Annotated in this window: 26 protein-coding genes; 23 read left to right on the forward strand and 3 right to left on the reverse strand. The window is 39.7% G+C overall.

Annotated features, from left to right (window positions below; translation table 11 throughout):
• Nucleotides 1-25: 25 nt before the first annotated feature.
• From rodZ to tsf, 10 genes are all read left to right on the forward strand, one after another.
• Nucleotides 26-847 (forward strand): cytoskeleton protein RodZ, encoded by an 822-nt coding sequence (gene rodZ, locus ATE37_RS09385; RefSeq protein WP_180382793.1) that lies wholly within the window; start codon nucleotides 26-28, stop codon nucleotides 845-847.
• 10 nt (nucleotides 848-857) lie between these two features.
• A complete protein-coding gene (gene pgsA, locus ATE37_RS09390; RefSeq protein WP_042903077.1) occupies nucleotides 858-1,403 on the forward strand; it encodes a CDP-diacylglycerol--glycerol-3-phosphate 3-phosphatidyltransferase in 546 nt (181 codons plus the stop codon).
• The gene (locus tag ATE37_RS09395) at nucleotides 1,400-2,227 is read left to right on the forward strand and encodes an energy-coupling factor ABC transporter ATP-binding protein (RefSeq protein WP_084868849.1); all 828 of its coding nucleotides are present in this window, start codon (nucleotides 1,400-1,402) and stop codon (nucleotides 2,225-2,227) included. The genes pgsA and ATE37_RS09395 overlap by 4 nt, the downstream gene beginning before the upstream one ends.
• A complete protein-coding gene (locus ATE37_RS09400) occupies nucleotides 2,212-3,051 on the forward strand; it encodes an energy-coupling factor transporter ATPase (protein WP_000513212.1) in 840 nt (279 codons plus the stop codon). Before ATE37_RS09395 ends, ATE37_RS09400 begins: the two co-directional genes overlap by 16 nt.
• Nucleotides 3,044-3,838 carry an energy-coupling factor transporter transmembrane component T family protein gene (locus tag ATE37_RS09405; protein WP_033584631.1) on the forward strand — a complete coding sequence of 265 codons (795 nt, stop codon included), beginning with the start codon at nucleotides 3,044-3,046 and terminating at the stop codon, nucleotides 3,836-3,838. The genes ATE37_RS09400 and ATE37_RS09405 overlap by 8 nt, the downstream gene beginning before the upstream one ends.
• A 60-nt stretch (nucleotides 3,839-3,898) precedes the next feature.
• Nucleotides 3,899-4,714 carry a rod shape-determining protein MreC gene (gene mreC / locus ATE37_RS09410; protein ID WP_001078968.1) on the forward strand — a complete coding sequence of 272 codons (816 nt, stop codon included), beginning with the start codon at nucleotides 3,899-3,901 and terminating at the stop codon, nucleotides 4,712-4,714.
• Nucleotides 4,715-4,716: 2 nt separating this feature from the next.
• A complete protein-coding gene (gene mreD, locus ATE37_RS09415) occupies nucleotides 4,717-5,211 on the forward strand; it encodes a rod shape-determining protein MreD (RefSeq protein ID WP_033584633.1) in 495 nt (164 codons plus the stop codon).
• Nucleotides 5,212-5,304: 93 nt separating this feature from the next.
• Entirely contained in the window at nucleotides 5,305-6,540 is a 1,236-nt protein-coding gene (gene pcsB, locus ATE37_RS09420) for a peptidoglycan hydrolase PcsB (RefSeq protein WP_000726999.1), read from the forward strand.
• A gap of 224 nt (nucleotides 6,541-6,764) precedes the next feature.
• A complete protein-coding gene (rpsB, locus tag ATE37_RS09425) occupies nucleotides 6,765-7,544 on the forward strand; it encodes a 30S ribosomal protein S2 (RefSeq protein ID WP_000268476.1) in 780 nt (259 codons plus the stop codon).
• 78 nt (nucleotides 7,545-7,622) lie between these two features.
• Nucleotides 7,623-8,663, forward strand: a complete 1,041-nt coding sequence (gene tsf, locus ATE37_RS09430; protein WP_000808088.1) for a translation elongation factor Ts — start codon at nucleotides 7,623-7,625, stop codon at nucleotides 8,661-8,663.
• Nucleotides 8,664-8,929: 266 nt separating this feature from the next.
• Here the strand turns inward: tsf and cysK are convergent, their stop codons facing one another.
• From cysK to ATE37_RS09450, 3 genes are all read right to left on the reverse strand, one after another.
• On the reverse strand, nucleotides 8,930-9,856 hold the full coding sequence (gene cysK / locus ATE37_RS09440; RefSeq protein ID WP_084868850.1) for a cysteine synthase A: 927 nt from the start codon (nucleotides 9,854-9,856) through the stop codon (nucleotides 8,930-8,932).
• Nucleotides 9,857-9,952: 96 nt separating this feature from the next.
• On the reverse strand, nucleotides 9,953-10,396 hold the full coding sequence (locus ATE37_RS09445; protein WP_084868851.1) for a PH domain-containing protein: 444 nt from the start codon (nucleotides 10,394-10,396) through the stop codon (nucleotides 9,953-9,955).
• Between the two features lie 14 nt (nucleotides 10,397-10,410).
• On the reverse strand, nucleotides 10,411-11,046 hold the full coding sequence (locus ATE37_RS09450) for a YigZ family protein (protein WP_084868852.1): 636 nt from the start codon (nucleotides 11,044-11,046) through the stop codon (nucleotides 10,411-10,413).
• 56 nt (nucleotides 11,047-11,102) lie between these two features.
• Between ATE37_RS09450 and ATE37_RS09455 the strand changes: the two genes are divergently transcribed.
• The 13 genes from ATE37_RS09455 (at nucleotide 11,103) to ATE37_RS09515 (ending at nucleotide 23,960) form a co-directional block, all read left to right on the forward strand.
• On the forward strand, nucleotides 11,103-12,401 hold the full coding sequence (locus tag ATE37_RS09455) for an ATP-dependent helicase ComFA (RefSeq protein WP_084868853.1): 1,299 nt from the start codon (nucleotides 11,103-11,105) through the stop codon (nucleotides 12,399-12,401).
• Complete coding sequence (locus tag ATE37_RS09460; protein ID WP_084868854.1) at nucleotides 12,398-13,060, forward strand: ComF family protein; 663 nt, start codon at nucleotides 12,398-12,400, stop codon at nucleotides 13,058-13,060. The genes ATE37_RS09455 and ATE37_RS09460 overlap by 4 nt, the downstream gene beginning before the upstream one ends.
• Nucleotides 13,061-13,139: 79 nt before the next feature.
• Nucleotides 13,140-13,688, forward strand: coding sequence for a ribosome hibernation-promoting factor, HPF/YfiA family (gene hpf, locus ATE37_RS09465; protein WP_000599116.1), 549 nt, complete (start codon nucleotides 13,140-13,142; stop codon nucleotides 13,686-13,688).
• A gap of 247 nt (nucleotides 13,689-13,935) precedes the next feature.
• Nucleotides 13,936-15,144, forward strand: coding sequence for an acyl-CoA dehydrogenase FadE (gene fadE, locus ATE37_RS09470; protein ID WP_000201480.1), 1,209 nt, complete (start codon nucleotides 13,936-13,938; stop codon nucleotides 15,142-15,144).
• A gap of 80 nt (nucleotides 15,145-15,224) precedes the next feature.
• Nucleotides 15,225-16,073, forward strand: coding sequence for a 3-hydroxybutyryl-CoA dehydrogenase (locus ATE37_RS09475; RefSeq protein WP_025172369.1), 849 nt, complete (start codon nucleotides 15,225-15,227; stop codon nucleotides 16,071-16,073).
• Nucleotides 16,074-16,091: 18 nt separating this feature from the next.
• The gene (locus tag ATE37_RS09480) at nucleotides 16,092-17,270 is read left to right on the forward strand and encodes an acetyl-CoA C-acetyltransferase (protein WP_033584690.1); all 1,179 of its coding nucleotides are present in this window, start codon (nucleotides 16,092-16,094) and stop codon (nucleotides 17,268-17,270) included.
• Nucleotides 17,271-17,590: 320 nt separating this feature from the next.
• On the forward strand, nucleotides 17,591-18,370 hold the full coding sequence (locus tag ATE37_RS09485; protein ID WP_084868855.1) for an enoyl-CoA hydratase/isomerase family protein: 780 nt from the start codon (nucleotides 17,591-17,593) through the stop codon (nucleotides 18,368-18,370).
• Between the two features lie 15 nt (nucleotides 18,371-18,385).
• Nucleotides 18,386-19,108: a CoA transferase subunit A gene (locus ATE37_RS09490; protein ID WP_033584694.1), complete on the forward strand. Its 723-nt coding sequence runs from the start codon at nucleotides 18,386-18,388 to the stop codon at nucleotides 19,106-19,108.
• Nucleotide 19,109: 1 nt separating this feature from the next.
• Nucleotides 19,110-19,763 carry a 3-oxoacid CoA-transferase subunit B gene (locus ATE37_RS09495; protein ID WP_000644731.1) on the forward strand — a complete coding sequence of 218 codons (654 nt, stop codon included), beginning with the start codon at nucleotides 19,110-19,112 and terminating at the stop codon, nucleotides 19,761-19,763.
• A gap of 194 nt (nucleotides 19,764-19,957) precedes the next feature.
• Entirely contained in the window at nucleotides 19,958-20,866 is a 909-nt protein-coding gene (locus tag ATE37_RS09500; protein WP_000351428.1) for a LysR family transcriptional regulator, read from the forward strand.
• A 15-nt stretch (nucleotides 20,867-20,881) separates the two neighbouring features.
• Nucleotides 20,882-21,994, forward strand: a complete 1,113-nt coding sequence (locus ATE37_RS09505) for an acyl-CoA dehydrogenase family protein (protein WP_084868856.1) — start codon at nucleotides 20,882-20,884, stop codon at nucleotides 21,992-21,994.
• Nucleotides 21,995-21,997: 3 nt separating this feature from the next.
• Complete coding sequence (locus ATE37_RS09510) at nucleotides 21,998-22,915, forward strand: MBL fold metallo-hydrolase (RefSeq protein WP_033584696.1); 918 nt, start codon at nucleotides 21,998-22,000, stop codon at nucleotides 22,913-22,915.
• A 64-nt stretch (nucleotides 22,916-22,979) separates the two neighbouring features.
• Nucleotides 22,980-23,960 (forward strand): nitronate monooxygenase, encoded by a 981-nt coding sequence (locus ATE37_RS09515; RefSeq protein ID WP_256283325.1) that lies wholly within the window; start codon nucleotides 22,980-22,982, stop codon nucleotides 23,958-23,960.
• Nucleotides 23,961-24,119 lie beyond the last annotated feature (159 nt).

The raw sequence follows: 24,119 nt of genomic DNA on the forward strand, positions 1-24,119 counted from the left end.
ATACTAGAAAGAAGGAATGGTACGTATGAGAAAAAAAACAATTGGCGAGGTTCTACGTTTAGCTAGAATTAATCAGGGATTGAGTTTAGAAGAATTGCAGGAAAAAACTGAAATTCAGTTGCATTTTCTAGAAGCTATGGAGGCAGATGATTTTGATCAACTTCCTAGTACCTTCTATGCTCGTTCTTTTTTAAGAAAATATGCCTGGGCAGTAGAGTTAGATGAAAGAATTGTTTTGGATGCCTACGATTCAGGCAGTATGATCACCTATGAAGAGGTAGATGTTGATGAAGAAGACTTATCTGGTCGCAGACGATCAAATAAGAAAAAAACGTCTTATCTCCCCTTGTTTTATTTCGTTCTATTTGCTTTGTCAATTTTAATTTTTGTCACTTACTATGTTTGGAACTACATCCAAACTCAGCCAAGTCCTTCTTCAGCTAATTATAGTGTTGTGAGCTCAACTAGTTCCACAACCTCATCTAGTTCATCTTCTAGTAGTCAGACGTCTAGCTCGTCTTCTACTACGGAATCAACTATTACAGTGTCAGGCGAAGGAAACCGCATTGAAGCTCGGTATAAAACGAGTAAGGAAATCGCTACTGTTCAACTGGCAGTATCAGATGCAACTAGTTGGGTAAGTGTTTCAGGAAGTGAGCTGGAGGGTGGTGTGACACTATCCGCAGACAATAAGAATGCAAAAACAACAGTTTCAACTAAGAATCCCGTTACCATTACTTTAGGTGTAGTGAAGGGAGTTACTGTGACTGTGGACAATCAAACGATTGATACTTCGAAGCTGACAACTCAGACTGGAACTGTAATACTTACATTTACTACAGATTAAGGAAAAATCAATGAAAAAAGAACAAATTCCTAATGTATTAACTATTGGTAGAATTCTCTTTATACCTCTCTTTATTCTTATTTTGACTTTGGGCCATTCACAAGGCAGTCATTTGCTAGCAGCTATAATTTTTGCAGTTGCTAGTGTAACGGATTATCTTGATGGTTACCTTGCTCGTAAATGGAATGTAGTCAGCAACTTTGGAAAGTTTGCTGATCCGATGGCTGATAAGCTGTTGGTTATGTCAGCTTTTATCATGTTGATTGAGTTAGGTATGGCTCCAGCTTGGGTTGTTGCTATTATCATCTGTCGTGAACTTGCGGTGACAGGCTTGCGCTTGTTGCTTGTTGAGACGGGAGGGACAGTTCTAGCAGCAGCGATGCCAGGGAAAATCAAGACCTTTAGTCAGATGTTTGCCATTATCTTTTTGCTCTTACATTGGAATTTAATTGGTCAGCTGTTGCTTTATATCGCTTTGTTTTTCACTATCTACTCTGGTTATGATTATTTCAAGGGTAGCGCTCATGTATTCAAAGGGACATTTGGTTCGAAATGAAATCGATTATTGAAGTAAAAGATCTGTCTTTTCGTTACAAGGAAGACCAGGATCATTATGATGTTAATAATGTCTCGTTTCACGTGAAACGGGGAGAATGGCTTTCGATTGTAGGTCATAATGGGAGTGGAAAATCGACAACTATCCGTTTGATTGATGGCTTGCTTGAAGCAGAGTCTGGGGAAATCTGGATTGATGGGCAATTGCTGTCCTCTGAGAATGTTTGGGACTTACGCCGTCAAATTGGTATGGTTTTTCAAAATCCAGATAACCAATTTGTGGGGGCAACTGTTGAAGATGATGTCGCCTTTGGATTAGAAAATCAGGGACTTCCTCGAGAAGAAATGAAGAAGAGAGTGGCTGAATCTTTGGAGTTGGTAGGGATGCTGGACTTTAAGAAGAGAGAACCAGCTCGTTTATCTGGTGGACAAAAACAACGGGTGGCTATTGCAGGAGTTGTTGCCTTGAGGCCAGCTATTTTGATTTTGGACGAGGCTACAAGTATGTTGGATCCTGAGGGACGCAGAGAACTGATTCAGACAGTTCAAGAGATACGAAAAGACCACCAGATGACAGTCGTCTCCATTACACATGATTTAGAGGAAGTTGCGATGAGTGACCGTGTCTTAGTCATGAAAAAAGGCCAAGTGGAGTCAACCAGCAGCCCAAGAGAACTTTTTTCTCGGGATGACCTTGACCAGATAGGATTAGATGATCCCTTTACGAATCAATTGAGAGAATCTTTGAGAGAGACTGGTTATCAGTTGCCGGATGGCTATTTAACAGAAGGAGAGCTAGAGGACAAGCTATGGGAATTACTCTAGAAAATGTGAGCTTTACCTATCAAGAGGGGACTCCCCTATCTTCATCAGCCCTGACTGATGTTTCTTTGACGATTGAGGATGGCTCTTATACAGCTTTAGTAGGGCACACAGGTAGTGGGAAATCAACGATTTTACAGCTTTTAAATGGCCTATTGGTACCAAGTAAGGGTTCTGTTCGAGTTTTTGATACCGTCATTACCCCTACATCAACCAATAAAGAAATTCGTCAGATTCGAAAGCAAGTCGGTCTAGTGTTTCAATTTGCTGAAAATCAGATTTTTGAAGAGACTGTTTTGAAAGATGTTGCATTTGGACCGCAAAATTTTGGAGTTTCTGAGGAAGAGGCCAAGAAAATTGCGCGTGAAAAGTTAGCCTTGGTAGGCATCGATGAGTCACTCTTCGAGCGCAGTCCTTTTGAACTTTCGGGTGGCCAGATGAGACGTGTGGCTATAGCAGGTATGCTAGCCATGGAGCCAACTGTCTTGGTTTTGGATGAGCCAACAGCAGGGCTAGATCCTCTGGGCAGAAAAGAATTGATGACCCTGTTTAAAAAACTTCACCTTTCTGGAATGACAATCGTTCTGGTAACGCATTTGATGGATGACGTAGCTACGTATGCTGATCAGGTCTACGTTATGGAAAAGGGGCGTTTAGTCAAAAGTGGCAAACCGAGTGATGTTTTCCAAGATGTAGCCTCTATGGAAAAAGTACAGTTAGGTGTGCCTAAAATCACAGCCTTTTGTAAACGTTTGGCAGATAGGGGTGTAGCTTTTAAAAAACTGCCAATCAAGATAGAGGAGTTTAAGGAGTCGCTAAATGGATAGTATGATTTTAGGGCGTTATATACCGGGGGATTCCATCATTCATCGTTTGGATCCACGTAGTAAATTGCTTGCCATGATTCTGCTGATTTTGATTGTATTTTGGGCCAATAATCCTCTCACCAATCTCATTTTGTTTATAGCGACAGGTATATTTATCGCTTTGTCAGGCGTTTCCCTCTCATTTTTCATTCAGGGATTAAAATCCATGTTCTTCTTGATTGCTTTTACGACTCTTTTTCAGCTCTTTTTCATTTCAAGTGGAAATGTCCTATTTGAGTTTTCTTTTATAAGAATAACGGATTATGCTTTGCAACAAGCGGGAATCATTTTCTGTCGTTTTGTGTTGATTATTTTCTTTTCAACCTTGCTGACATTAACGACCATGCCTTTGAGTCTGGCAGCTGCAGTTGAAGCTCTTTTAGCACCGCTGAAACGCGTGAAAGTTCCCGTTCATGAAATTGGTCTGATGTTATCAATGAGTTTGCGTTTTGTTCCAACCTTGATGGATGACACGACGAGAATTATGAATGCTCAAAAAGCTCGTGGAGTTGATTTTGGTGAGGGAAGCATCGTTCAAAAAGTAAAGGCTATGATTCCAATTTTAATTCCTCTTTTTGCGACGAGCTTAAAGCGTGCAGATTCATTGGCAATAGCCATGGAAGCGCGTGGTTATCAGGGAGGAAAGGGTAGAAGTCAGTATAGACAATTGAGATGGAGTCAAAAGGATACACTGGCAATTCTTGTGATTTTGGTACTGGGATGTTTCTTATTTTTCTTAAAATCTTAGCAGGTTTGTAGGATTGATAAGAAGCTCACTGTAGCAGATTTTTAGTATAAAGGTAGGAATATGAACCGTTTTAAAAAATCAAAATATCTAATCATCGTTTTTGTCACAGTTCTGGCAGTTTCTGTACTATTAGTGACAACCTATTCAAGCGCTATCGTGACAAAACTAGGAGATGGGATTTCCTTAGTAGATAGAATTGTCCAAAAACCCTTTCAGTGGTTTGATACTTTCAAATCAGATTTGGGACATTTGACGCAGACTTACAATGAAAACGAAAGCTTAAAAAAGCAACTCTACAAACTAGAAGTGGAGTCTAATCAATCAGAAAGTTTAAAAAATGAAAATGAACAACTACGTCAGTTGCTGGATATGAAGTCAAAATTGCAGGCTACAAAAAACTTAGCAGCAGATGTGATTACGCGCTCACCGGTATTTTGGAAGCAAGAGTTAACGATAGATGCAGGAAGTTCAAAGGGTGCTTCTGAAAATATGTTGGCCATTGCAAACGGGGGCTTGATTGGCAGTGTTTCAAAAGTGGAGGATCATTCAACAACGATCAACCTATTGACAAACACCGAAAATTCAGACAAAATTTCCGTTAAAATCTTGCATGGTTCTACTGAAATTTACGGAATTATCGTTGGTTATGACAAAGAAACCGAACTTCTTAAAATTAGTCAATTAAACAGTAACAACGACATTAGTGCCGGAGATAGGGTGACTACAGGGGGGCTTGGAAACTTTAATGTTAAGGATATTCCTGTTGGAGAGGTTGTTGCTACAACTCATAGCAGTGATTATCTAACACGAGAGGTAACAGTAAAGTTAAGTGCTGATACTAAAGATCTTCATGTGGTAGAGTTAGTGGGGAATTAGCAATGAGACTGTTAAAACAAGTTGGTATTTTCTTTTTACTTCCTTTTCTTGTGCTAATTGATGCACATATTGGTCAATTAGTAGAATCCTTTTATCCACATTTTCACTTAGCAAGTCATTTCCTGTTTTTATTTCTCTTGTTTGAGACAATTGAGGTATCAGAATACTTCTATTTAGCTTATTGCTGTATAGCAGGTTTGGTGTACGATATCTATTTTTTCCACTCGATAGGAATTGCGACACTTTTATTTATCTTGATAGGTGCCTCACTTCACAAGTTTAATAGTGTAACTTTGTTGAACCGTTGGACGAGAATGTTAACAATAGTTGTGATGAGCTTCCTATTTGATATGGGTAGTTATCTTCTGGCCCTTGCTATAGGACTGACAGTAGAATCAATGCCAGTTTTCATTGTTTACAGCCTTGTCCCATCAATGATTTTAAACTTTTTATGGATGCTTATTTTCCAATATATTTTTGAAAAATATTATCTATAAGAAAGAAATAAAAATGTAACAAAGGCGTAATATTTATTATGTCTTTTTTTGGTATACTAGTAATGTCTTAAATAGAAGGAGTATCTACACAATATGAAGAAAAAAATCTTAGCGTCACTTTTATTAAGTACAGTATTGGTGTCTCAAGTGGCAGTGTTAACAACTGTTCATGCTGAAACAACTGATGAAAAAATTGCTGCTCAAGATAGTAAGATTAGTGACTTGACAGCTCAACAAAAAGAAGCTCAAAAACAGGTAGATGAAATCCAAACGCAAGTTACAGCCATTCAAACACAGCAAGCAAACTTGCAAGCTGAAAATGAAACACTACAAGCGGAATCTAAAAAACTTGAAGGAGAAATTACAGAGCTCTCTAAGAATATTGTTGCTCGTAATGAATCTTTGGAAAAACAAGCACGTAGCGCACAAACAAACGGTGCTGCAACTAGCTATATCAACACAATTGTAAATTCAAAATCAATTACAGAAGCTATTTCCCGTGTTGCGGCTATGAGCGAGATTGTATCGGCTAACAACAAAATGTTAGAGCAACAAAAAGCTGATAAAAAATCAATTTCAGAAAAACAAGTCGCAAATAATGAAGCAATCAATACTGTCATTGCGAACCAACAAACGCTTGCTGACGATGCACAGACATTGACAACAAAACAGGCGGAGTTAAAAGTTGCTGAGTTGAACCTTGCTGCAGAGAAAGCTACTGCAGAAGGCGAGAAAGCTACCTTGTTGGAACAAAAAGCAGCAGCAGAGGCAGAAGCGAAAGCAGCAGCTGAAGCAGAGGCAGCTTATAAAGCACGTCAAACAAGTCAACAACAATCAGTTGTTGCTTCTGGAAACACAAGTTTCTCAGCTCAAGTGCAAGCAACATCTACATCTACATCAACGTCAGCATCAGCATCTGACGACGAGGACTCAAGCTACACTCCAGCACCTACACCTACTCCGACTCCTACTAGACAACGTCCAACATACAGTACAAATGCTTCAAGTTATCCAACTGGTGAATGTACTTGGGGAGCTAAAACATTAGCACCTTGGGCTGGAGATTACTGGGGTAACGGAGCACAGTGGGCTACAAGTGCAGCAGCTGCAGGTTTCCGTACTGGTTCTCAACCACAAGTTGGTGCGATTGCATGTTGGAATGATGGTGGCTATGGACACGTAGCGGTTGTTACAGCAGTTGATTCAACTACTCGTATTCAAGTATCAGAATCAAACTATGGTGGAGATCGTACAATCGGTAACAAACGTGGATGGTTCAACCCAACTACAACATCTGAAGGTTATGTTACTTACATTTATCCAAACTAATGAATGAAACGAAGAGGCTCGATTTGAGCCTCTTTTATTATTTTTAATCGAGAGCAAGATCGAAATCTATCAAAATCACTTGAAAATATCGCTAAAATGTGGTAGAATGAAACTTGTCGTGTAAACGATAATACTCATTCTTGATGAATTGTGAAACTGTTGCCCTCGGGTCGTTTTGCAAGTTGAAATCAAGAAGAGGAAAAAAACAAAAAGGAGAAATACTCATGGCAGTAATTTCAATGAAACAACTTCTTGAGGCTGGTGTACACTTTGGTCACCAAACTCGTCGCTGGAACCCTAAGATGGCTAAGTACATCTTCACTGAACGTAACGGAATCCACGTTATCGACTTGCAACAAACTGTAAAATACGCTGACCAAGCATACGACTTCATGCGTGATGCTGCGGCTAACGATGCAGTTGTATTGTTTGTTGGTACTAAAAAACAAGCTGCTGATGCTGTTAAGGAAGAAGCAGAACGTTCAGGTCAATACTACATCAACCACCGTTGGTTGGGTGGAACTCTTACGAACTGGGGAACTATCCAAAAACGTATTGCTCGTTTGAAAGAAATCAAACGCATGGAAGAAGAAGGAATCTTTGATGTTCTTCCTAAGAAAGAAGTTGCACTTCTTAACAAACAACGTGCACGTCTTGAAAAATTCTTGGGTGGTATCGAAGACATGCCTCGTATCCCAGATGTAATGTACGTAGTTGACCCACATAAAGAACAAATCGCTGTTAAAGAAGCTAAAAAATTGGGAATCCCAGTTGTAGCGATGGTTGACACAAACACTGATCCAGACGATATCGATGTAATCATCCCAGCTAACGATGACGCTATCCGCGCGGTTAAATTGATCACAGCTAAATTGGCTGACGCTATCATCGAAGGACGTCAAGGTGAAGATGCAGCAGCAGTTGAAGCAGAATTTGAAGCTTCAGAAGCTCAAGCTGACTCAATCGAAGAAATCGTTGAAGTTGTAGAAGGCGACAACGCTTAATTCAAATAAGTAATCATTACCTAGGAGGGCGGGGCTTAGCCCGGCTCTCCTATTTTTAAAAAATATAGGAGAATCAAAATGGCAGAAATTACAGCTAAACTTGTTAAAGAGTTGCGTGAAAAATCTGGTGCTGGTGTTATGGACGCTAAGAAAGCATTGGTTGAAGTTGAAGGTGATATCGAAAAAGCAATCGAATTGCTTCGTGAAAAAGGTATGGCTAAGGCAGCTAAGAAAGCTGACCGTGTTGCAGCTGAAGGTTTGACTGGTGTATTTGTTAACGGTAACGTTGCAGCAGTAGTTGAAGTAAATGCTGAAACTGACTTCGTTGCGAAAAACGCTCAATTCGTTGAGTTGGTAAATGCAACAGCTAAAGTAATTGCTGAAGGTAAACCAGCGAACAACGAAGAAGCACTTGCTTTGACAATGCCTTCAGGTGAAACTCTTGAAGCAGCCTATGTATCTGCAACAGCTACAATCGGTGAAAAAATCTCATTCCGTCGTTTTGCTTTGCTTGAAAAAACAGATGCGCAACACTTTGGAGCATACCAACACAATGGTGGTCGAATTGGTGTTATCTCTGTTATTGAAGGTGGAGACGAAGCGCTTGCTAAACAAATCTCAATGCACATTGCTGCGATGAAACCAACAGTTCTTTCTTACAAAGAATTGGATGAGCAGTTCGTTAAAGATGAGTTGGCACAATTGAACCACGTGATTGACCAAGATAATGATAGCCGTGCAATGGTTGGTAAACCAGCTCTTCCACACTTGAAATATGGATCAAAAGCTCAATTGACTGATGAAGTGATTGCTCAAGCTGAAGAAGATATCAAAGCTGAATTGGTTGCAGAAGGCAAACCAGAAAAAATCTGGGACAAAATCATCCCAGGTAAAATGGATCGCTTCATGCTTGACAACACTAAAGTTGACCAAGCATACACACTTCTTGCACAAGTATACATCATGGATGACAGCAAGACGGTTGAAGCCTACCTTGATTCAGTTAACGCTTCAGTAGTTGAGTTCGCTCGCTTTGAAGTTGGTGAAGGTATCGAAAAAGCTGCAAATGATTTTGAAGCTGAAGTTGCAGCTACAATGGCAGCAGCTTTGAATAACTAAAGAATCTGAAACAAAATAGTTCTCAGCCACAAAAAAGCTAGAGGTTTCCAATTGAGAAACTCTAGCTTTTTAATTTTGCCCCCTTTTCTTATTGTATTTTAAGAGGTTATTGGCCATGAGTATGAGTACCATGTTAATTCTCACTTGACGCTTACCCCTCAGATTACATCTCTTGTAACTCAAACAAGCCTTTATCTGCTCCAAAACTTAGGCTCTATATAAGTAAACAAAAAGCCCTTTAATAAGGGCTAAGTGCATTTAGGAGGCTACACTTCAAATTCATAGAGTGCTGTAGACAAATAACGTTCGCCGTTATCCGGTGCTAAAGCAAGGACTTTCTTCCCTGTACCTAATTTCTTGGCAACTTCAATTGCCCCGTAAATTGCTGCAGCTGAAGAAATCCCAACAAGGAAGCCTTCTTTTCCACCAATTTCACGTCCGAGTGCTAGAGCATCATCTGATGTTACGCGGACGATACCATCATAGGCCTTTGTATCAAGTGTTTCAGGAATAAATCCAGCTGAGATACCTTGAATTTTGTGAGGTCCTGGTTTTTCACCAGACAAGATAGCTGACTCGTCTGCCTCAACTGCATAAACTTGAATGTTTGGATTTGCTGCTTTAAGAGCGTGAGAAACACCAGAAATTGTTCCACCGGTACCAACTCCAGCAACAAAGGCATCTAATCCATCTTTACCGAAAGTAGCTAGTATTTCAGCTCCTGTTGTTCTTTCGTGTACTTCTGGATTAGCTGGATTGTCAAATTGAAGAGGAAGGAAACCATCACGTTCAGCAGCGATTTCCTGAGCTTTGGCAATAGCCCCTTTCATTCCTTCGCTACCAGGAGTGAGGACGAGTTCAGCACCATAGGCTTGGATAATCTTGCGTCGTTCCACACTCATCGTTTCAGGCATGACGATAACAACTTTATATCCTTTAGCAGCACCAACCCATGAAAGACCGATACCAGTGTTTCCACTCGTTGCTTCAACAATAGTAGCACCCGGTTTTAGAATACCATCTTGTTCTGCTTTTTCAATCATGCTAAGGGCAATGCGGTCTTTTACTGACGATCCAGGGTTAAAAGCTTCTAGTTTAACATAGACGTCTGCAGCACCCTCTGGAACAATGTTGTTAAGTTTAACAATCGGTGTTTGTCCAATAAGTTCAGTGATATTGTTATAAATAGCCATAGATATACCTCTTTGTATAAGATGATACTAGTATAACGCGCTCAAGGCTATTTGTAAAATATAGAAATCCTATCAAAGTGATAGGATTTTTTTATATCAAAGGTCTAAACTATTAATTTTTAATCGATTGTGATAAGCCAATTCTAATAAATAGGTGTAAAGAGGGAGGGTGTCTGTTTTTTTAGGGAATTCAAATTTATGAAAACTCAGATGCTCATTATGTGCTTTTAGAAAGACATTTTCTAAATAAGTGATCGTAATCTCACTATCATCTATACCTGCTCCAGCAGTTTCCATTTCAACGTTTACAATGTTCATCAAAAAGAGTGACTTAACAGATACCTTGCGACCAGTGGCACCTTGCTTATCTGTAAAGATGATACGAATATTTGTAAAGATGATTGAATCCCGAATAAGTTTATACCCACTTTGGATTTCTTCATTCTCTAGTAGGTATTGACCATATTCTTTGATAAGAGCTTCTTTGTTTTGCTCGCTGAAGTTACCAGCAAGTCCTTGAATAAATTTCCCAAGAGCCATAAGTTCTCCTTTGTTTACACTAAGTTTACAGGGGCCTCAACTTCTCGTAAACCTTGATCGGTTAAAGCGATTTTTCCATTAAAGAAGTCCACAAGTGCAGCTTTAATATTTTCTTTTTCTTCTTTATCAACATAAATCATCGTATCGACTTGATCTGTAAAATTTGTATCTAGATCCATGAGATTATGTTCTTTAAGGAAGTTATTGTACTCTTGGTACTGAGCGTAAGACATCTGAATGGCTATGCCAGCCTGTTCTTTAATTTCAATAATGCCAATTTCTTTGACAGCCAAGGCTACACTTCCTGCGTAAGCACGAATCAAACCTCCAGCGCCTAACTTAATTCCACCAAAGTAACGAGTAACTACTACGCAGACATTCGTAAGATTATGATTTTCTAAGACGCTAAGCATAGGAACTCCAGCAGTACCACTAGGCTCTCCATCATCACTCGTGCGCTTGATTTCACTTCGTTCCCCTACAATAAAAGCAGAGCAGTTATGGGTGGCTTTATAGTGTTCTTTTTTGATGGTAGTGATGAAGTCACGAGCCTCTTCTTCGCTATAAACACGCTTGACATGACAGATAAATCGGGATTTTTTGATTTCTTCTTGGACCTGCCCATCCTCTTTAATTGTTCTAAATTCCATGATTTAATTGTACTAAAAAAATATCTAAAGTGCTAGATTTTTACGAATATTAAAGTATGAAAGTAAATCCAAATTATCTCGGTTGCTTGTTTACTGAGAAAGAATTAACTGAAGAAGAACGACAGGTAGCAGTGAAACTGCTAGCAATGAGAAAAGAGAAGGGGAAACTGTTTTGTCAACGTTGTAATAGTTTGATTCTAGAAGAATGGTATTTGCCTATCGGTGCCTACTATTGTAGGGAGTGTTTACTGATGAAGCGAGTCAGGAGTGATCAAGCTTTATACTATTTTCCACAGGAGGATTTTCCTAAGCAAAATGTTCTCAAATGGAGTGGCCAATTGACTCCTTTTCAAGAGAAGGTATCGGAGGGGCTGATTCGAGCAGTCAAAAAGAAAGAACCGACCTTAGTTTATGCTGTGACAGGAGCTGGAAAGACAGAGATGATTTATCAAGTTGTAGCCAAAGTGATTAATGATGGTGGTTCAGTTTGTTTGGCCAGTCCTCGAATCGATGTTTGTTTGGAGTTGTATAAACGACTGCAGAATGATTTTGCTTGTGAGATAGCACTACTTCATGGCGAATCAGAGCCCTATTTTCGAACTCCACTAGTTGTTGCAACGACTCACCAGCTGTTAAAATTTCATTATGCTTTTGATTTGCTGATAGTAGATGAAGTAGATGCCTTTCCTTATGTTGACAACCCTGTTCTTTACTATGCTGTAAATCAATGTGTAAAGGTGGAGGGTGTAAAGATATTTCTTACAGCGACTTCTACAGATGAGTTAGATAGGAAGGTTCGCACAGGAGAATTAAAAAGGTTGAGCTTGCCGAGACGGTTTCATGGAAATCCTTTGATTATTCCTAAACCAGTCTGGTTATCGGATTTTAATCGCTGTTTAGAGAAAAATCAATTGTCAACCAAGTTAAAGACTTATATTGAGAAACAGAGAAGAACAGGTTATCCCTTACTGATTTTTGCATCAGAGATTAAGAAAGGCGAAAAACTAAAAGAAATCTTGAAGGAGCAGTACCCGAATGAGAATATCGGCTTTGTGTCTTCTGTGACAGAAGACCGATTAGAGCAGGTGCAAGCTTTTCGAGATGGAGAACTAACAATACTAATCAGTACGACAATCTTGGAACGCGGGGTTACCTTCCCTTGTGTGGATGTTTTTGTTGTAGAAGCTAATCATAGGCTCTTTACCAAGTCTAGCTTGATTCAGATTGGTGGTCGAGTTGGGCGTAGTATGGACAGACCAACTGGTGAGTTGCTCTTCTTTCATGATGGATTAAATGCTTCCATCAAGAAGGCAATCAAGGAAATCAAACAAATGAACAAGGAGGCGGGGTTATGAACTGTTTATTATGTGGTCAGACCACAAAGAGTGAGTTAACTTTTGGTAGTCTCTTCATTTTGAAAGATGACTGCAGTTATCTTTGCTCAGCTTGTGCTTCTAGTTTTGAGAAGATTGGTGAGAATTATTGCCCAAACTGTATGAAAACAGGCATGTCAACTAAGTGTCAAGATTGTAAACTTTGGTGTAAAGAAGAAATTCAGGTTGATCATGAGGCAATCTTTACCTATAATCAAGCTATGAAAGACTTTTTCAGTAGATATAAGTTTGATGGCGATTTTTTGCTTAGAAAAGTTTTTGCTTCCGTTCTTGCTGAGGAGTTGAAAAAGTATAGAGGTTATCAATTTGTGTTGATTCCCCTAAGCCCTGAAAGATTGCTTGAGAGGGGGTTTAACCAAGTCGAGGGTTTGGTTGAGGCAGCAGGTTTTTCTTTTAAAGATATATTAGGAAAAAGAGAAGAGAGCGCTAGTTCTTCTAAAAGCCGTTTGGAAAGGTTGGCTACTGAAATTCCATTTTTTATTAAAGATGGAATCTCACTTCCTAAGAAGATTTTGCTGATTGATGATATCTATACAACAGGGGCAACTGTGAATCGTGTGAAACGACTTTTGGAAGAAGCAGGTGCTTTGGAAGTTAAAACTTTTTCCCTTGTAAGATGAGGAAAAAATTTGCAAAATGAAAATGAAAGCGTTATAATATAGTTAGAAAAACAAAAATGTTTAGAAAGAAGGTACTTATATGATTAAATATAGTATCCGTGGTGAAAACCTAGAAGTAACAGAAGCAATTCGTGATTATGTAGTTTCTAAACTCGAAAAGATCGAAAAGTATTTCCAACCAGAGCAAGAGTTGGATGCACGTGTGAATTTGAAAGTTTACCGTGAGAAAACAGCAAAGGTTGAAGTAACAATTCCACTTGGATCTATTACTCTTCGTGCAGAAGATGTTTCTCAAGATATGTATGGTTCTATCGATCTTGTAACAGATAAAATTGAACGTCAGATTCGTAAAAATAAGACTAAAATCGAACGCAAGAATAAAAATAAAGTTGCGACAAGTCAACTCTTTACAGATGCTCTAGTTGAAGATGCAGATGTTGTGCAACCCAAAGTCGTTCGTTCAAAACAAATTGATTTGAAGCCAATGGATTTAGAAGAAGCGCTTCTTCAAATGGATTTATTGGGACATGATTTCTTTATCTATGTAGATGTAGAAGATCAAACAACTAATGTTTTGTATCGTCGAGAAGATGGTGAAGTTGGTTTGCTCGAAGTAAAAGAATCATAAAATTGAAATAACTAATAAGAGTGGTTTACTGATTTGTAAACCACTTTTTCTTGTGCCTATAAGTAAGTAGAAAAACGAGGAAATCCTTGATAAAACAGTCAGAATCAGCCCCTATAATCTGAACTTATAGGGGTGTTTATATTTATTAAGTAGACAAAATAATACCCTAAGGGATAGAATGGGGTTGTCAACAAATAGCGAATACAAAAATGTAAGCGCTCTTATAACAAATAAAGGAGTCATGACTATGGCAACAAAAGAAGAAATTTTACGCGAACTATATCCTGAGGACCTTTTTCACTATGCGGATGGTCTAACTTTGGGAGAAGCAGAGGTTTTACAAGAAACTCGCCGTTTGATTGAGAAACATCTCCGTCCGGTTATTAATGAATACTGGGAAAAACCTGATTTTCCTTTTGAAGAATTCTATGCTGTGGCTAAGGGCGCTCAAATTATGAACAATCCAAAATTGTTTGAAGGACGTGAGGGCAGCTGGAAACCTTCTGAACTTTATATTGCTTTCTTGTATCTTGAACTTGCTCGCTTCGATGCTTCTATGGCAACATTCTACACCGTTCATGGTGGACTTTGCTACAACACAATTCTCTTGGGTGGTGATGAGCGTCAACAAAAAGAATTTCTTCCAAAACTAGCTGCATTTGATTGGCAAGGTTGCTTCGCTTTGACTGAACCTCTTTCAGGTTCTGATATTGCTGGAGGACTTGCAACTACTGCAGAACGTGTTGGAGACAAGTGGATTCTAAATGGTGAAAAACGCTGGATTGGTGGTTCAGATACTGCGGATGTCGTTCCTGTATTTGCTCGTGATGTTGCGGATGGCAAGGTGAAATGCTTTATCGTTCGTAAGGGAGCTCCTGGATATCATGCGGAACCAATCCCACATAAGATTGCTCTTCGTTGTGTCCGCAATGGCCATATTACTATGAAGAATGTAGAGGTTCCAGATTCAGACCGTTTGGTAAATATCAATGGTTTTGGTGATGTAGCCCGTATCTTGACCTTCACTCGTGCGGACGTTGCTCACATTGCTATGGGAGTGACTTGTGGATCTTATGTAGCAGCTCTTAAATATGCTAAAGATCGTGAACAGTTCAAACGTCCAATTGCCAAATTCCAAATTGTTCAAGAAAAATTGGCTCGTATGCAAGCAAATGCTGTAGCAGTTATTGCTTATTCAACTCGTATTGCTGAGATGCAAGAGAAAGGGAATGAATTGATGCTTAACTCTGCTCTTGCTAAGATGCACAATTCCTTGGTGATGCGCGAAACAGTTGCCCTTGCTCGTGAAACTTGCGGAGGTAATGGTATTACACTTGAGACAGACGTTGCTCGTTTCTTTGCAGATGCTGAATCAATCTATACCTATGAAGGTTCACACGAAGTGAATGCCTTGATTGTTGGTCGTGAGATTACTGGACTAGGTGCCTTTGTTTAATGTCAGAAGGGCGATTGAAGGATTTCTGTTCAATCGTCCTTGCTTCATGCACTGGATTTTTGTAAAATAAGAAGGAGAAAATAATGATATCTAAGGTGATGATTATTGGTTCTGGTCAAATGGGAAGCGGAATTGCTCAAGTATTTGCTCAGGCTGGTTTTACAGTTTACTTAAACGATATTAAAGAAGAATTTGTTCAAAGAGGCTTGAATAATATCACAAAACAATTGGAACGTTCAGTTGAAAAAGGACGGATGTCTGCGGATGAGAAGGATCAGGTATTGGCCAATTTGCTTCCATCTGTTTCATATGAAGATGCGAAACAAGTCCAATTGGTGATTGAAGCTGCAACTGAGAATCGTGAGATTAAGTTGAATATTTTCAAACAATTGGATGAATTGACAGATCCTAAAACTATCTTAGCATCAAACACATCCTCTTTGTCAATCACGGATATAGCTGCTGCTACTAAACATCAAGAGCGCGTGATTGGAATGCACTTCTTTAATCCTGCCCCAATCATGAAACTTGTAGAGGTTATTAAGGCCTTGCAGACTTCAGAAGAAGTGGTTCAGGCGGTTCGTGAACTGACAGTGAAAATTGGTAAAACACCAGTTGATGTTAAAGATTCTTATGGTTTTGTTGTGAACAGAATTTTGATTCCTATGATCAATGAAGCCATTTACATTCTAGGTGAAGGAGTGGCTAGTGCCGAAGAAATCGATGAAGCGATGAAACTTGGTGCAAATCATCCTATTGGACCTTTGGCTCTTGCTGACTTGATTGGGTTGGATGTTTGTTTGGCTATTATGGGCGTCCTAAACCAAGGGTTTGGTGATCAAAAATACCGTCCTGCCCCTCTTCTTAAGAAAATGGTCGAAGCAGGAAAATTGGGACGGAAGACAAAAGAAGGTTTCTTTACTTACTAGACACTGATGGAGGTAGTCATGAAAGACGTAGTTATTGTTTCGGCAGTGCGAACACCTTTAGGTTCCTTTGGCGGGAGCTTGAAGAATGTTTCTGCTGTTGATTTGGGATCTTTGGTAATTAAGAGTGCTTTGGAAAAAGCGAATATTAAACCAGAGCAGGTAGATGAAGTGATTATGGGGAATGTCCTAGGCGCAGGTTTAGGTCAAAACGTAGCTCGTCAAATGAGCATTCACGCAGGACTCCCTGAATTTACACCAGCCTTTACTATCAACAAGGTTTGTGGTTCCGGTTTGAAGGCAGTGCAGTTGGCTGCTCAAGCGATTCGATGCGGCGATGCAGATATTATCGTAGCTGGTGGTGCAGAAAACATGAGTCAGGCGCCATACGTTTTGCCAAGTTTCCGTTGGGGTGGTCGTATGGGAGATTCGAAAGTGGTAGATACCATGATTAAGGACGGTTTGTCTGATGCCTTTAACGAATACCATATGGGGATTACAGCTGAGAATGTGGCAGAAGAATATGGTATTAGCCGAGATGATCAAGATGCGCTTGCTTTGGAATCACAAAAACGAGCAGTGGCGGCTATAGAATCTGGACGCTTTAAGGAAGAGATTGTTCCGGTGGTTATTCCTCAACGTAAAGGCGATTCTATCGTCTTTGATACAGATGAATTTCCTAGAAAAGATGCTAGCTTGGAGAGTCTGTCTAAGCTACGACCTGTTTTCAAAAAAGACGGTTCTGTTACAGCGGGTAATGCATCAGGTATCAATGACGGAGCAGCGGCTGTCTTGGTCATGAGCGCTGAAAAAGCTGAAGAATTGGGACTCCCAGTGATTGTTCGCATTCGTTCGTATGCAAGTGCAGGTTTGGATCCTAAAATTATGGGATGTGGACCGATTTATGCGACTCGCAAAGCTCTAGAAAAAGGCAATTTGACAGTTGATGATCTTGACTTGATCGAGTCAAATGAAGCCTTTGCTGCTCAGGCTTGTGCGGTTGGGAAAACACTTGGCTTTAACACAGATATTGTCAATGTTAATGGTGGCGCGATTGCTCTTGGTCATCCAATTGGAGCTTCAGGCTGCCGTATCTTAGTGACTCTGGTACATGAGATGATGAAACGTGATGCCAAAACTGGTTTAGCAACTCTCTGTATCGGAGGAGGGATGGGAACAGCCCTCATCGTTGAACGTTAGTTATTAGAAAACTGAACGTCAGTTCCTCTTTTTCAATATTACGATTACAAAATGAGATATTGATCCGATCTCATAGTTACATACCTTATCAAGTGTCTTTCTCCGAAAGTGCTTGATAAGGTATTTTTGCTTTTCCTAAGACTTTGAGGGTAGATTGAATGGCTCTATTCTATAAGCTGGACTTATAGGTCTATAAATAAAGATTAAGTAGACGGATAGGGAAAAAAGGATTATGATGAAAATGTAAGCTCTTACATTTTGTGTTGGTATTTGTTGACGCTGTACTCTGTACTCAAAATAAATCAAGTAGGAGCAGAACAATGAGTAAAACTGTTTTATTAGAGGTTAAGAATGGTTTTGGCTATCTAACAATTAACCGTCCATCGGCTTTGAACGCTTTAAGTTCAGAAGTCTTAAAGGATTTGAATCTCGCTTTAGACCAAATTGAAGCAAGCGAGGACATTCGTGTTGTCATTGTGACCGGTCAAGGAGAGAAAGCATTTGTCGCAGGAGCAGACATTAAAGAGATGGACCAAATGTCTCCAATTCAGGCTCATGAATACATGACCTATGCGAACGACACCTTTACCCGCTTATCTGAATTGACTCAGCCAACTATTTCAGTATTGAATGGTTATGCTTTGGGAGGCGGTTTAGAATTAGCTCTTTCAACTGATATCCGAATCGGCTATGACAAGACAATGGTTGGCTTCCCTGAAGTCGGCTTGGGAATCATTCCTGGTTTTGCAGGTACTCAAAGAATGTCTCGTTTGATTGGTACTAGTAAAACAAAGGAATTAATCTTCACTGCTAGAATGGTTAAAGGACAAGAAGCATACGATCTTGGAATTCTTAACAAGTTGGTAGCAGCAGAAGAACTATTGCCTGCGGCAGAAGAGCTAGCAGGAGCGATTATGAAAAATGCACCGCTAGCAGTTGAAAAAGCTAAACATATTATCCAAGTTGGCTCAGAACTCCCTCTGAAAAATGCTATTCGTTTGGAAACAGAAGCGGAAGCTCTACTCTTCTCAACAGAAGATAAGGTAGAAGGAATGCGCTCTTTTGTTGAAAAACGCAAAGCTGTCTTTCAACGTAAATAAGAGAGGAGATAGGTTATGAAAGTTGTAACATTGTCTGAAGCTATTTCCTTGATTCATTCAGGAGATAAAGTTGGTATTTCTGGTTTTCTCGGAGTGGGAGAGCCACTTGAGTTAATTGAGGAACTGGTTCGTCAAAACCAGCAAGATTTGACCTTGGTGTCTGTTGTAACCTCTCAACCCGGTAAGGAAGTTGGAGTTGGTCGACTTTGTGAAAACCATCAGGTTACAAAGTACATTGCAGCCCATGTAGGGACATCCGCTGCTGCTCAGCATGATTATTTCTCGGGAGCCATGAAAGTGGAGTTCACTCCGATGGGAACTGTCGTAGAACGCTTGCATGCTGCGGGCGCGGGCCTTGGAGCAGTCTTAACACCAACAGGTGTAGGAACAATTCTTGAAGATGAACACGAAAAAGTGACTCGAAATGGAAAAGAATATTTGATTTATGATCCATTGAAGATTGATGTTGCCTTGATTAAAGCTACAAAGGCGGATAAGTATGGCAACCTTTATCTGGATGGGACTACTAAAAACATCTCCCTTCAACTCGCTCTAGCAGCTGACACAGTTATTGTTGAGACAAACGAATTGGTTGAAGTCGGAGACATTGATCCAAATGATATTTACATCCCTGGTATCCTAGTTGACTATGTCGTTCAAGGATTGACACCACAAGAGCATCATCAGATGATGGGAGATCTGTGGACAGAGACAAAGAAACTGGCGGGGGTGAAGTAAAATGAAAGCAAAAGAGATTATCGCAAGACGTGTAGCACTTGAATTTAAAGATGGAGATGTGGTCAATCTTGGTTTTGGGATTCCAAATGCCTCTGCTGATTACATTCCTGAAGGTGTAAATGTTATTTTACAGGCAGAAAATGGCGCTCTTCGATTTGGGGAAACACCTACCAAGGACAACTATAATGCCAATTTAGCGAACTCTGGTGGAGCTCCTATTACATTGTTGCCAGGAGCAGCCTTGTTTGATCTACAAACTTCCTTTGCCATTATTCGTGGTGGACACGTGGATGCAACCGTTCTTGGAGCTCTTGAAGTCAGCCAAGATGGAAGCATTGCGAACTGGATTATCCCAGGGAAATTTGCTCCTGGTATGGGTGGCGCAATGGACTTATTGGTAGGAGCTAAGCGTGTAATCGGGGCTATCCAACATACAACTGCTGATGGGGAATCTAAGTTGTTGAAAGAATGTACCTTGCCACTTTCAGCTAAAGGAGTATTGGATCTTGTCATCACAGAATTAGCTGTTTTTGGATTCAAAGATGGTAAATTCCTGTTGAAAGAGCTGGCTCCTGGTGTGACATTAGAAGAAGTTCTTGAAAAAACAGCTGGGGAAGTCATTGTCTCAGAAGACCTGAAAACAATGCCGATTTAAGCAAAAAAAGAGCTATTTTCTACTTAGTGTGTTATGATATAAACTAGATAGTATTGTAAGCGCTTTATATACAGCGTTAAAATGAAGTATTCGAAATGTTATTTCGATAAAAAGTCAGTAGACAACTATCAAACACTAGAATAGTTGTCTAATTGACTTACTAAAATAGTGAAGGAAAGCTAGGTGATGGGTAAGTGGATATTATCCAAATGAACTATTTCATCAATATCATAGAATGCGGATGCAACCTTTCCATTGCTGCAAAGAAGATTCACATTAGTCAATCAGCCTTGAGTCAATTTGTGACAAATTTTGAAGCAGCTGAAGGGGTTCAATTATTCAATCGCAAGAATGGAAGATTAGAAAGTTTAACAGAGGCGGGACGCAAAATTTATCGTTATGCGACCGAGATTGTGAATCGACATGAAGAAATGCTTTCCATGATCCATATAGAAGCTCAAAAGCAAAAAGGCACCATTAATTTTGGTATTCCGTCCTTGATTTTACGAGTTTATTTTGCTAGTGCCTTGCCTCATTTTCTGAAAAATAATCCTCATATCCATATCCAGGTTACGGAAGGTGGAGGGAAGGAAATTCGTCAAAAAATGGTTGATGGAGATTTGAATCTCTCTATTCTGATAGAGCCTACGAGCCTGGATGCTAAAAAATATGAACAACATATCATTCAATTGGATGAATACGTTGCTTATATGGATAAGGATCATCCGTTGGCTCAGAAAAGCTTGTTGGAATGGTCTGATATTGCTGGTTATGAATTGGCAACCTTCAACAAAACATTTACGACTTATGATTTAGTGACAGAAAAACTTCGTTCACAACGAATTGAGGCTAAATTTGCTTATCTTTCCTCTACTTGGGACTTCCTAGTTGAATCAACTCATCAGACAGATTTGATTGCCCTTTTGCCAAGGCCGGTTGAATATTTTGTGGATAAGAGTCGTTTTAAGGCGGTTAGATTCAAAGATCCGATTCCATTTAATATTTGGTTTTGTAGACCCTATAAAAACTCCTACAATGAAGTAGAGTCTTATGTGTATGAAGAATTGTTGAAAGATTATTACCAACCGTTTTCTGACAACTAAGATGAGGTGAATGCGATGACCTATAATGACGTGCTGGCGCGAGAATTGAAGGCAGACGTGAAAGTGTTGATTCGGGACTATTTCAAGTCTCATGAGGATGAACAACAGTTCCCTAGAGAATTGCTTTATCAGTTTATTGAGCAATTTGATATTTTTTCCTTGCTTTTAGATAGTCAAGATTCTGTTTTGAGAACCGAGTTTTTAACCTTTATTCGCTTGATTTCAAAAGATTTTCCTGCTTTTTCTGCTGTTCTACTAACTCAGGCATGTTATGGTATCTATCCTATTTTACGATATGGGAGTCAGGAACAAAAATCGCGTTATGTAGAACCATTAGTAAGGGGAGAAATCTTAGCTGGCTTGGGATTTTCTGAAGGAAAATTGATGGACAGCTTGGAGGTTATTGCAACAACTGCAAGGAAAACAGAAACAGGTTGGTCTTTAACTGGGAAGAAGTCAATTGTATCAAATTGCCGCTATACAGATATTTTGTTAATCTTAGCCAAGGTTCAAGAAGCTAACGGAGAAGATGGATACGGATTTTTCATTGTTGATACGACTCGACCGGGAGTTGCTTTTGGAGATGATATTGCAAAACCTGGTTTACAGGGTTTGCCTGTGAATTCGGTAACTTTTGATCAGGTCATATTGCCAGAAGATAGTCTTCTAGGATTGACGCTAAATGGGGAAACTCAGTTAAATGATATTATCAAAAAATTACAGCTAGGATTAAGCGCAATCTCTATTGGTATCTCTGAGGGAGCTTTTGAAACAGGTCTGGCTTTTGTAAAGGTCAAAAGAAGATTTGGGAAACCATTAATCGATGCGACAGTCTATCAACATCAATTCGCAGACTTGTATACTAAGCTGTGTGCGGCTGAATCTTACTTTGCTTCCTACAAGGATAGGATGAAGGCGGATTCTCTCTTTGTATCTCAGATAAAACTTTATACGACAAAAGTAGCAATTGAGATTTCTGAGGAAATTATTAGATTAATTGGACCTCTTCAAACCTTGGATGACATCCCCATAGACCGTTATCTAAAGGATGCCAAAACGATTGAAATCTATGGAAAATCTGGGGATTCGATTCGTAAAAGAATAGCAGCCCAATGGATAAAGGAGTAAAGCATGGCAGAACTCACCTTACAGGAATATCAATTTCATGATATGAAACTGACATGGCTACGTGGAGCCGATAAATTGACGGATGCAGGGACTCTTTTTGGTCCGGTTCCGAAAGTTGTGTGGTCTCGTTACTACCCAACAAATGATGCTAATATGATGGCAGAATTGACGGATCCTATTTTGATCCAGTACAAGGGTAAAAATTACTTGATAGATGCAAGTTTTGATACAGCAAAATTATCCGATAAACAAAGGCGCAACTTAGGAATCTTAACTGAAAGTCGGGTAGAAGAAAGTTTATCTCTTTTAGGACTATCGCCTGAAGACATTGACATCGTGCTGATGACACATATGCATCATGATCATTCTGGTGGCTTGACGCGTGTGAATGATCAAGGAGAGTTGGTTTCCAAGTATCCAAACGCTAAGATTATTGTGAATGATGTCGAATGGTATGAGATGAGAAACCCTAATAATCGAACACGAGGAACTTATCTGAGAGAGAATTGGGAACCGATTCAAGATCAGGTGACGACTTTCTCAGAGTATATCAATGTCATTCCAGAAATCCAAATGATTCACACAAGTGGTCACAGCAATGGCCACAGTATTATCTTGCTCAAACAGGGGAAAGATACGATGATCCATATGGGGGACTTGATGTTATCACATGTTCATCGAAATCCTCTCTGGGTTCCAGCAGTTGATGATTATCCTATGAAATCCATTTTAGCCAAAGAGAAATGGTTGCGTCAGGCTTTTGAGAATCATTACAAGTTTTTCTTTTATCATGATCAATTTTTCGCGGTGGTAGAGTTTGACAAGGATGGGAAGGAATTTGTAGATTATGTTCTACGTTCTCGCCCCCCACTTATTCCTTTTACAGATCAGCAGGATCGTAAGCCAGATTTTTTAGGATAACAGAATATGAGGAGACAAATGTAACATTTTCTTGTTGACGGGGATATTGGTGCACTATACATCCATTTGCCAACAAGAATCAACAGAAAATAAAAGGAGGACTCATATGTCAATTACAAAACTTTTACAGATTCAATATCCAATTTTCCAAGGGGCCATGGCTCAAATCTCCCACTATCAACTAGCAGCAGCTGTTTCTGAGGCTGGAGGATTAGGAATTATTGCGTCAGGTGGTATGACTGGAGAGCAGTTGCGAGAAGAAATTCGTGAATTGAGAAAGTTGACAGATAAGCCTTTTGGTGTCAACATTATGTTGATGATGAAAAACATCAAGGATATTGTGACTGTTATCATCGAAGAAAAGGTTCCGGTGGTAACTACAGGTGCAGGAACACCTAAGCATATCATGCCTTACTTGAAAGAAGCAGGAATCAAGGTTATTCCAGTTATTGCCAGTGTCAAGCATGCTCAAAAAATGGAAGAATTGGGAGTTGATGCTGTAATCGCTGAGGGTTCAGAAGCTGGTGGGCATATCGGAGAGACCAATACAATGGCTCTTATCCCGCAAATCGTTGATGCGGTATCAATTCCGGTCATTGCTGCCGGAGGTGTGGCAGATGGCCGAGGGCTGGCTGCTGCGATTGCCCTAGGTGCACAAGGAGTTCAAATGGGAACAGTTTTTCTTGCTTCAGAAGAATGTCCAATTTCTCCAGCCTATAAAGAAGCTATTTTGGCGGCAAGTGATACAGCGACTGCGGTTACAGGTCGCATTGCGGGAGCGCCAGTTCGTTGTATTCGCAATGAGATGACAGATCACTATATTGAATTAGAGCAGAAAGGTACAAACCGAGAGGAACTGGAAGAAATTACGATCGGTTCCCTATCTAAGGCTGTCTATGAAGGTGATACAGTTCATGGTTCAATGATGAGCGGACAAATTGCAGGTTTGGTGAAAGACATCAAACCATGTAAGTCTATTTTAGAATCAATTGTGAAACAGGCGCAAGAGCGCCTACAAGACATTCGACTAGAATTAGGTGAATAATGTAATCTAGGCGGAAGATTCTGCACTGATGTGGAAAAAGGAGAGCGAGGAATTTGCTCTCCTTTTTTATGTATGGTTTCTTTAAGAGTATCTTACTATAATAAAAGCAGTGCTTTCTCTTTAAAGGTCGCTTTTTAAGGGCATTTGTGATATAATAAT

Origin of the sequence: Streptococcus oralis subsp. tigurinus (genome assembly GCF_002093575.1) — a bacterium.
GTDB classification, from domain to species: domain Bacteria; phylum Bacillota; class Bacilli; order Lactobacillales; family Streptococcaceae; genus Streptococcus; species Streptococcus oralis_CH.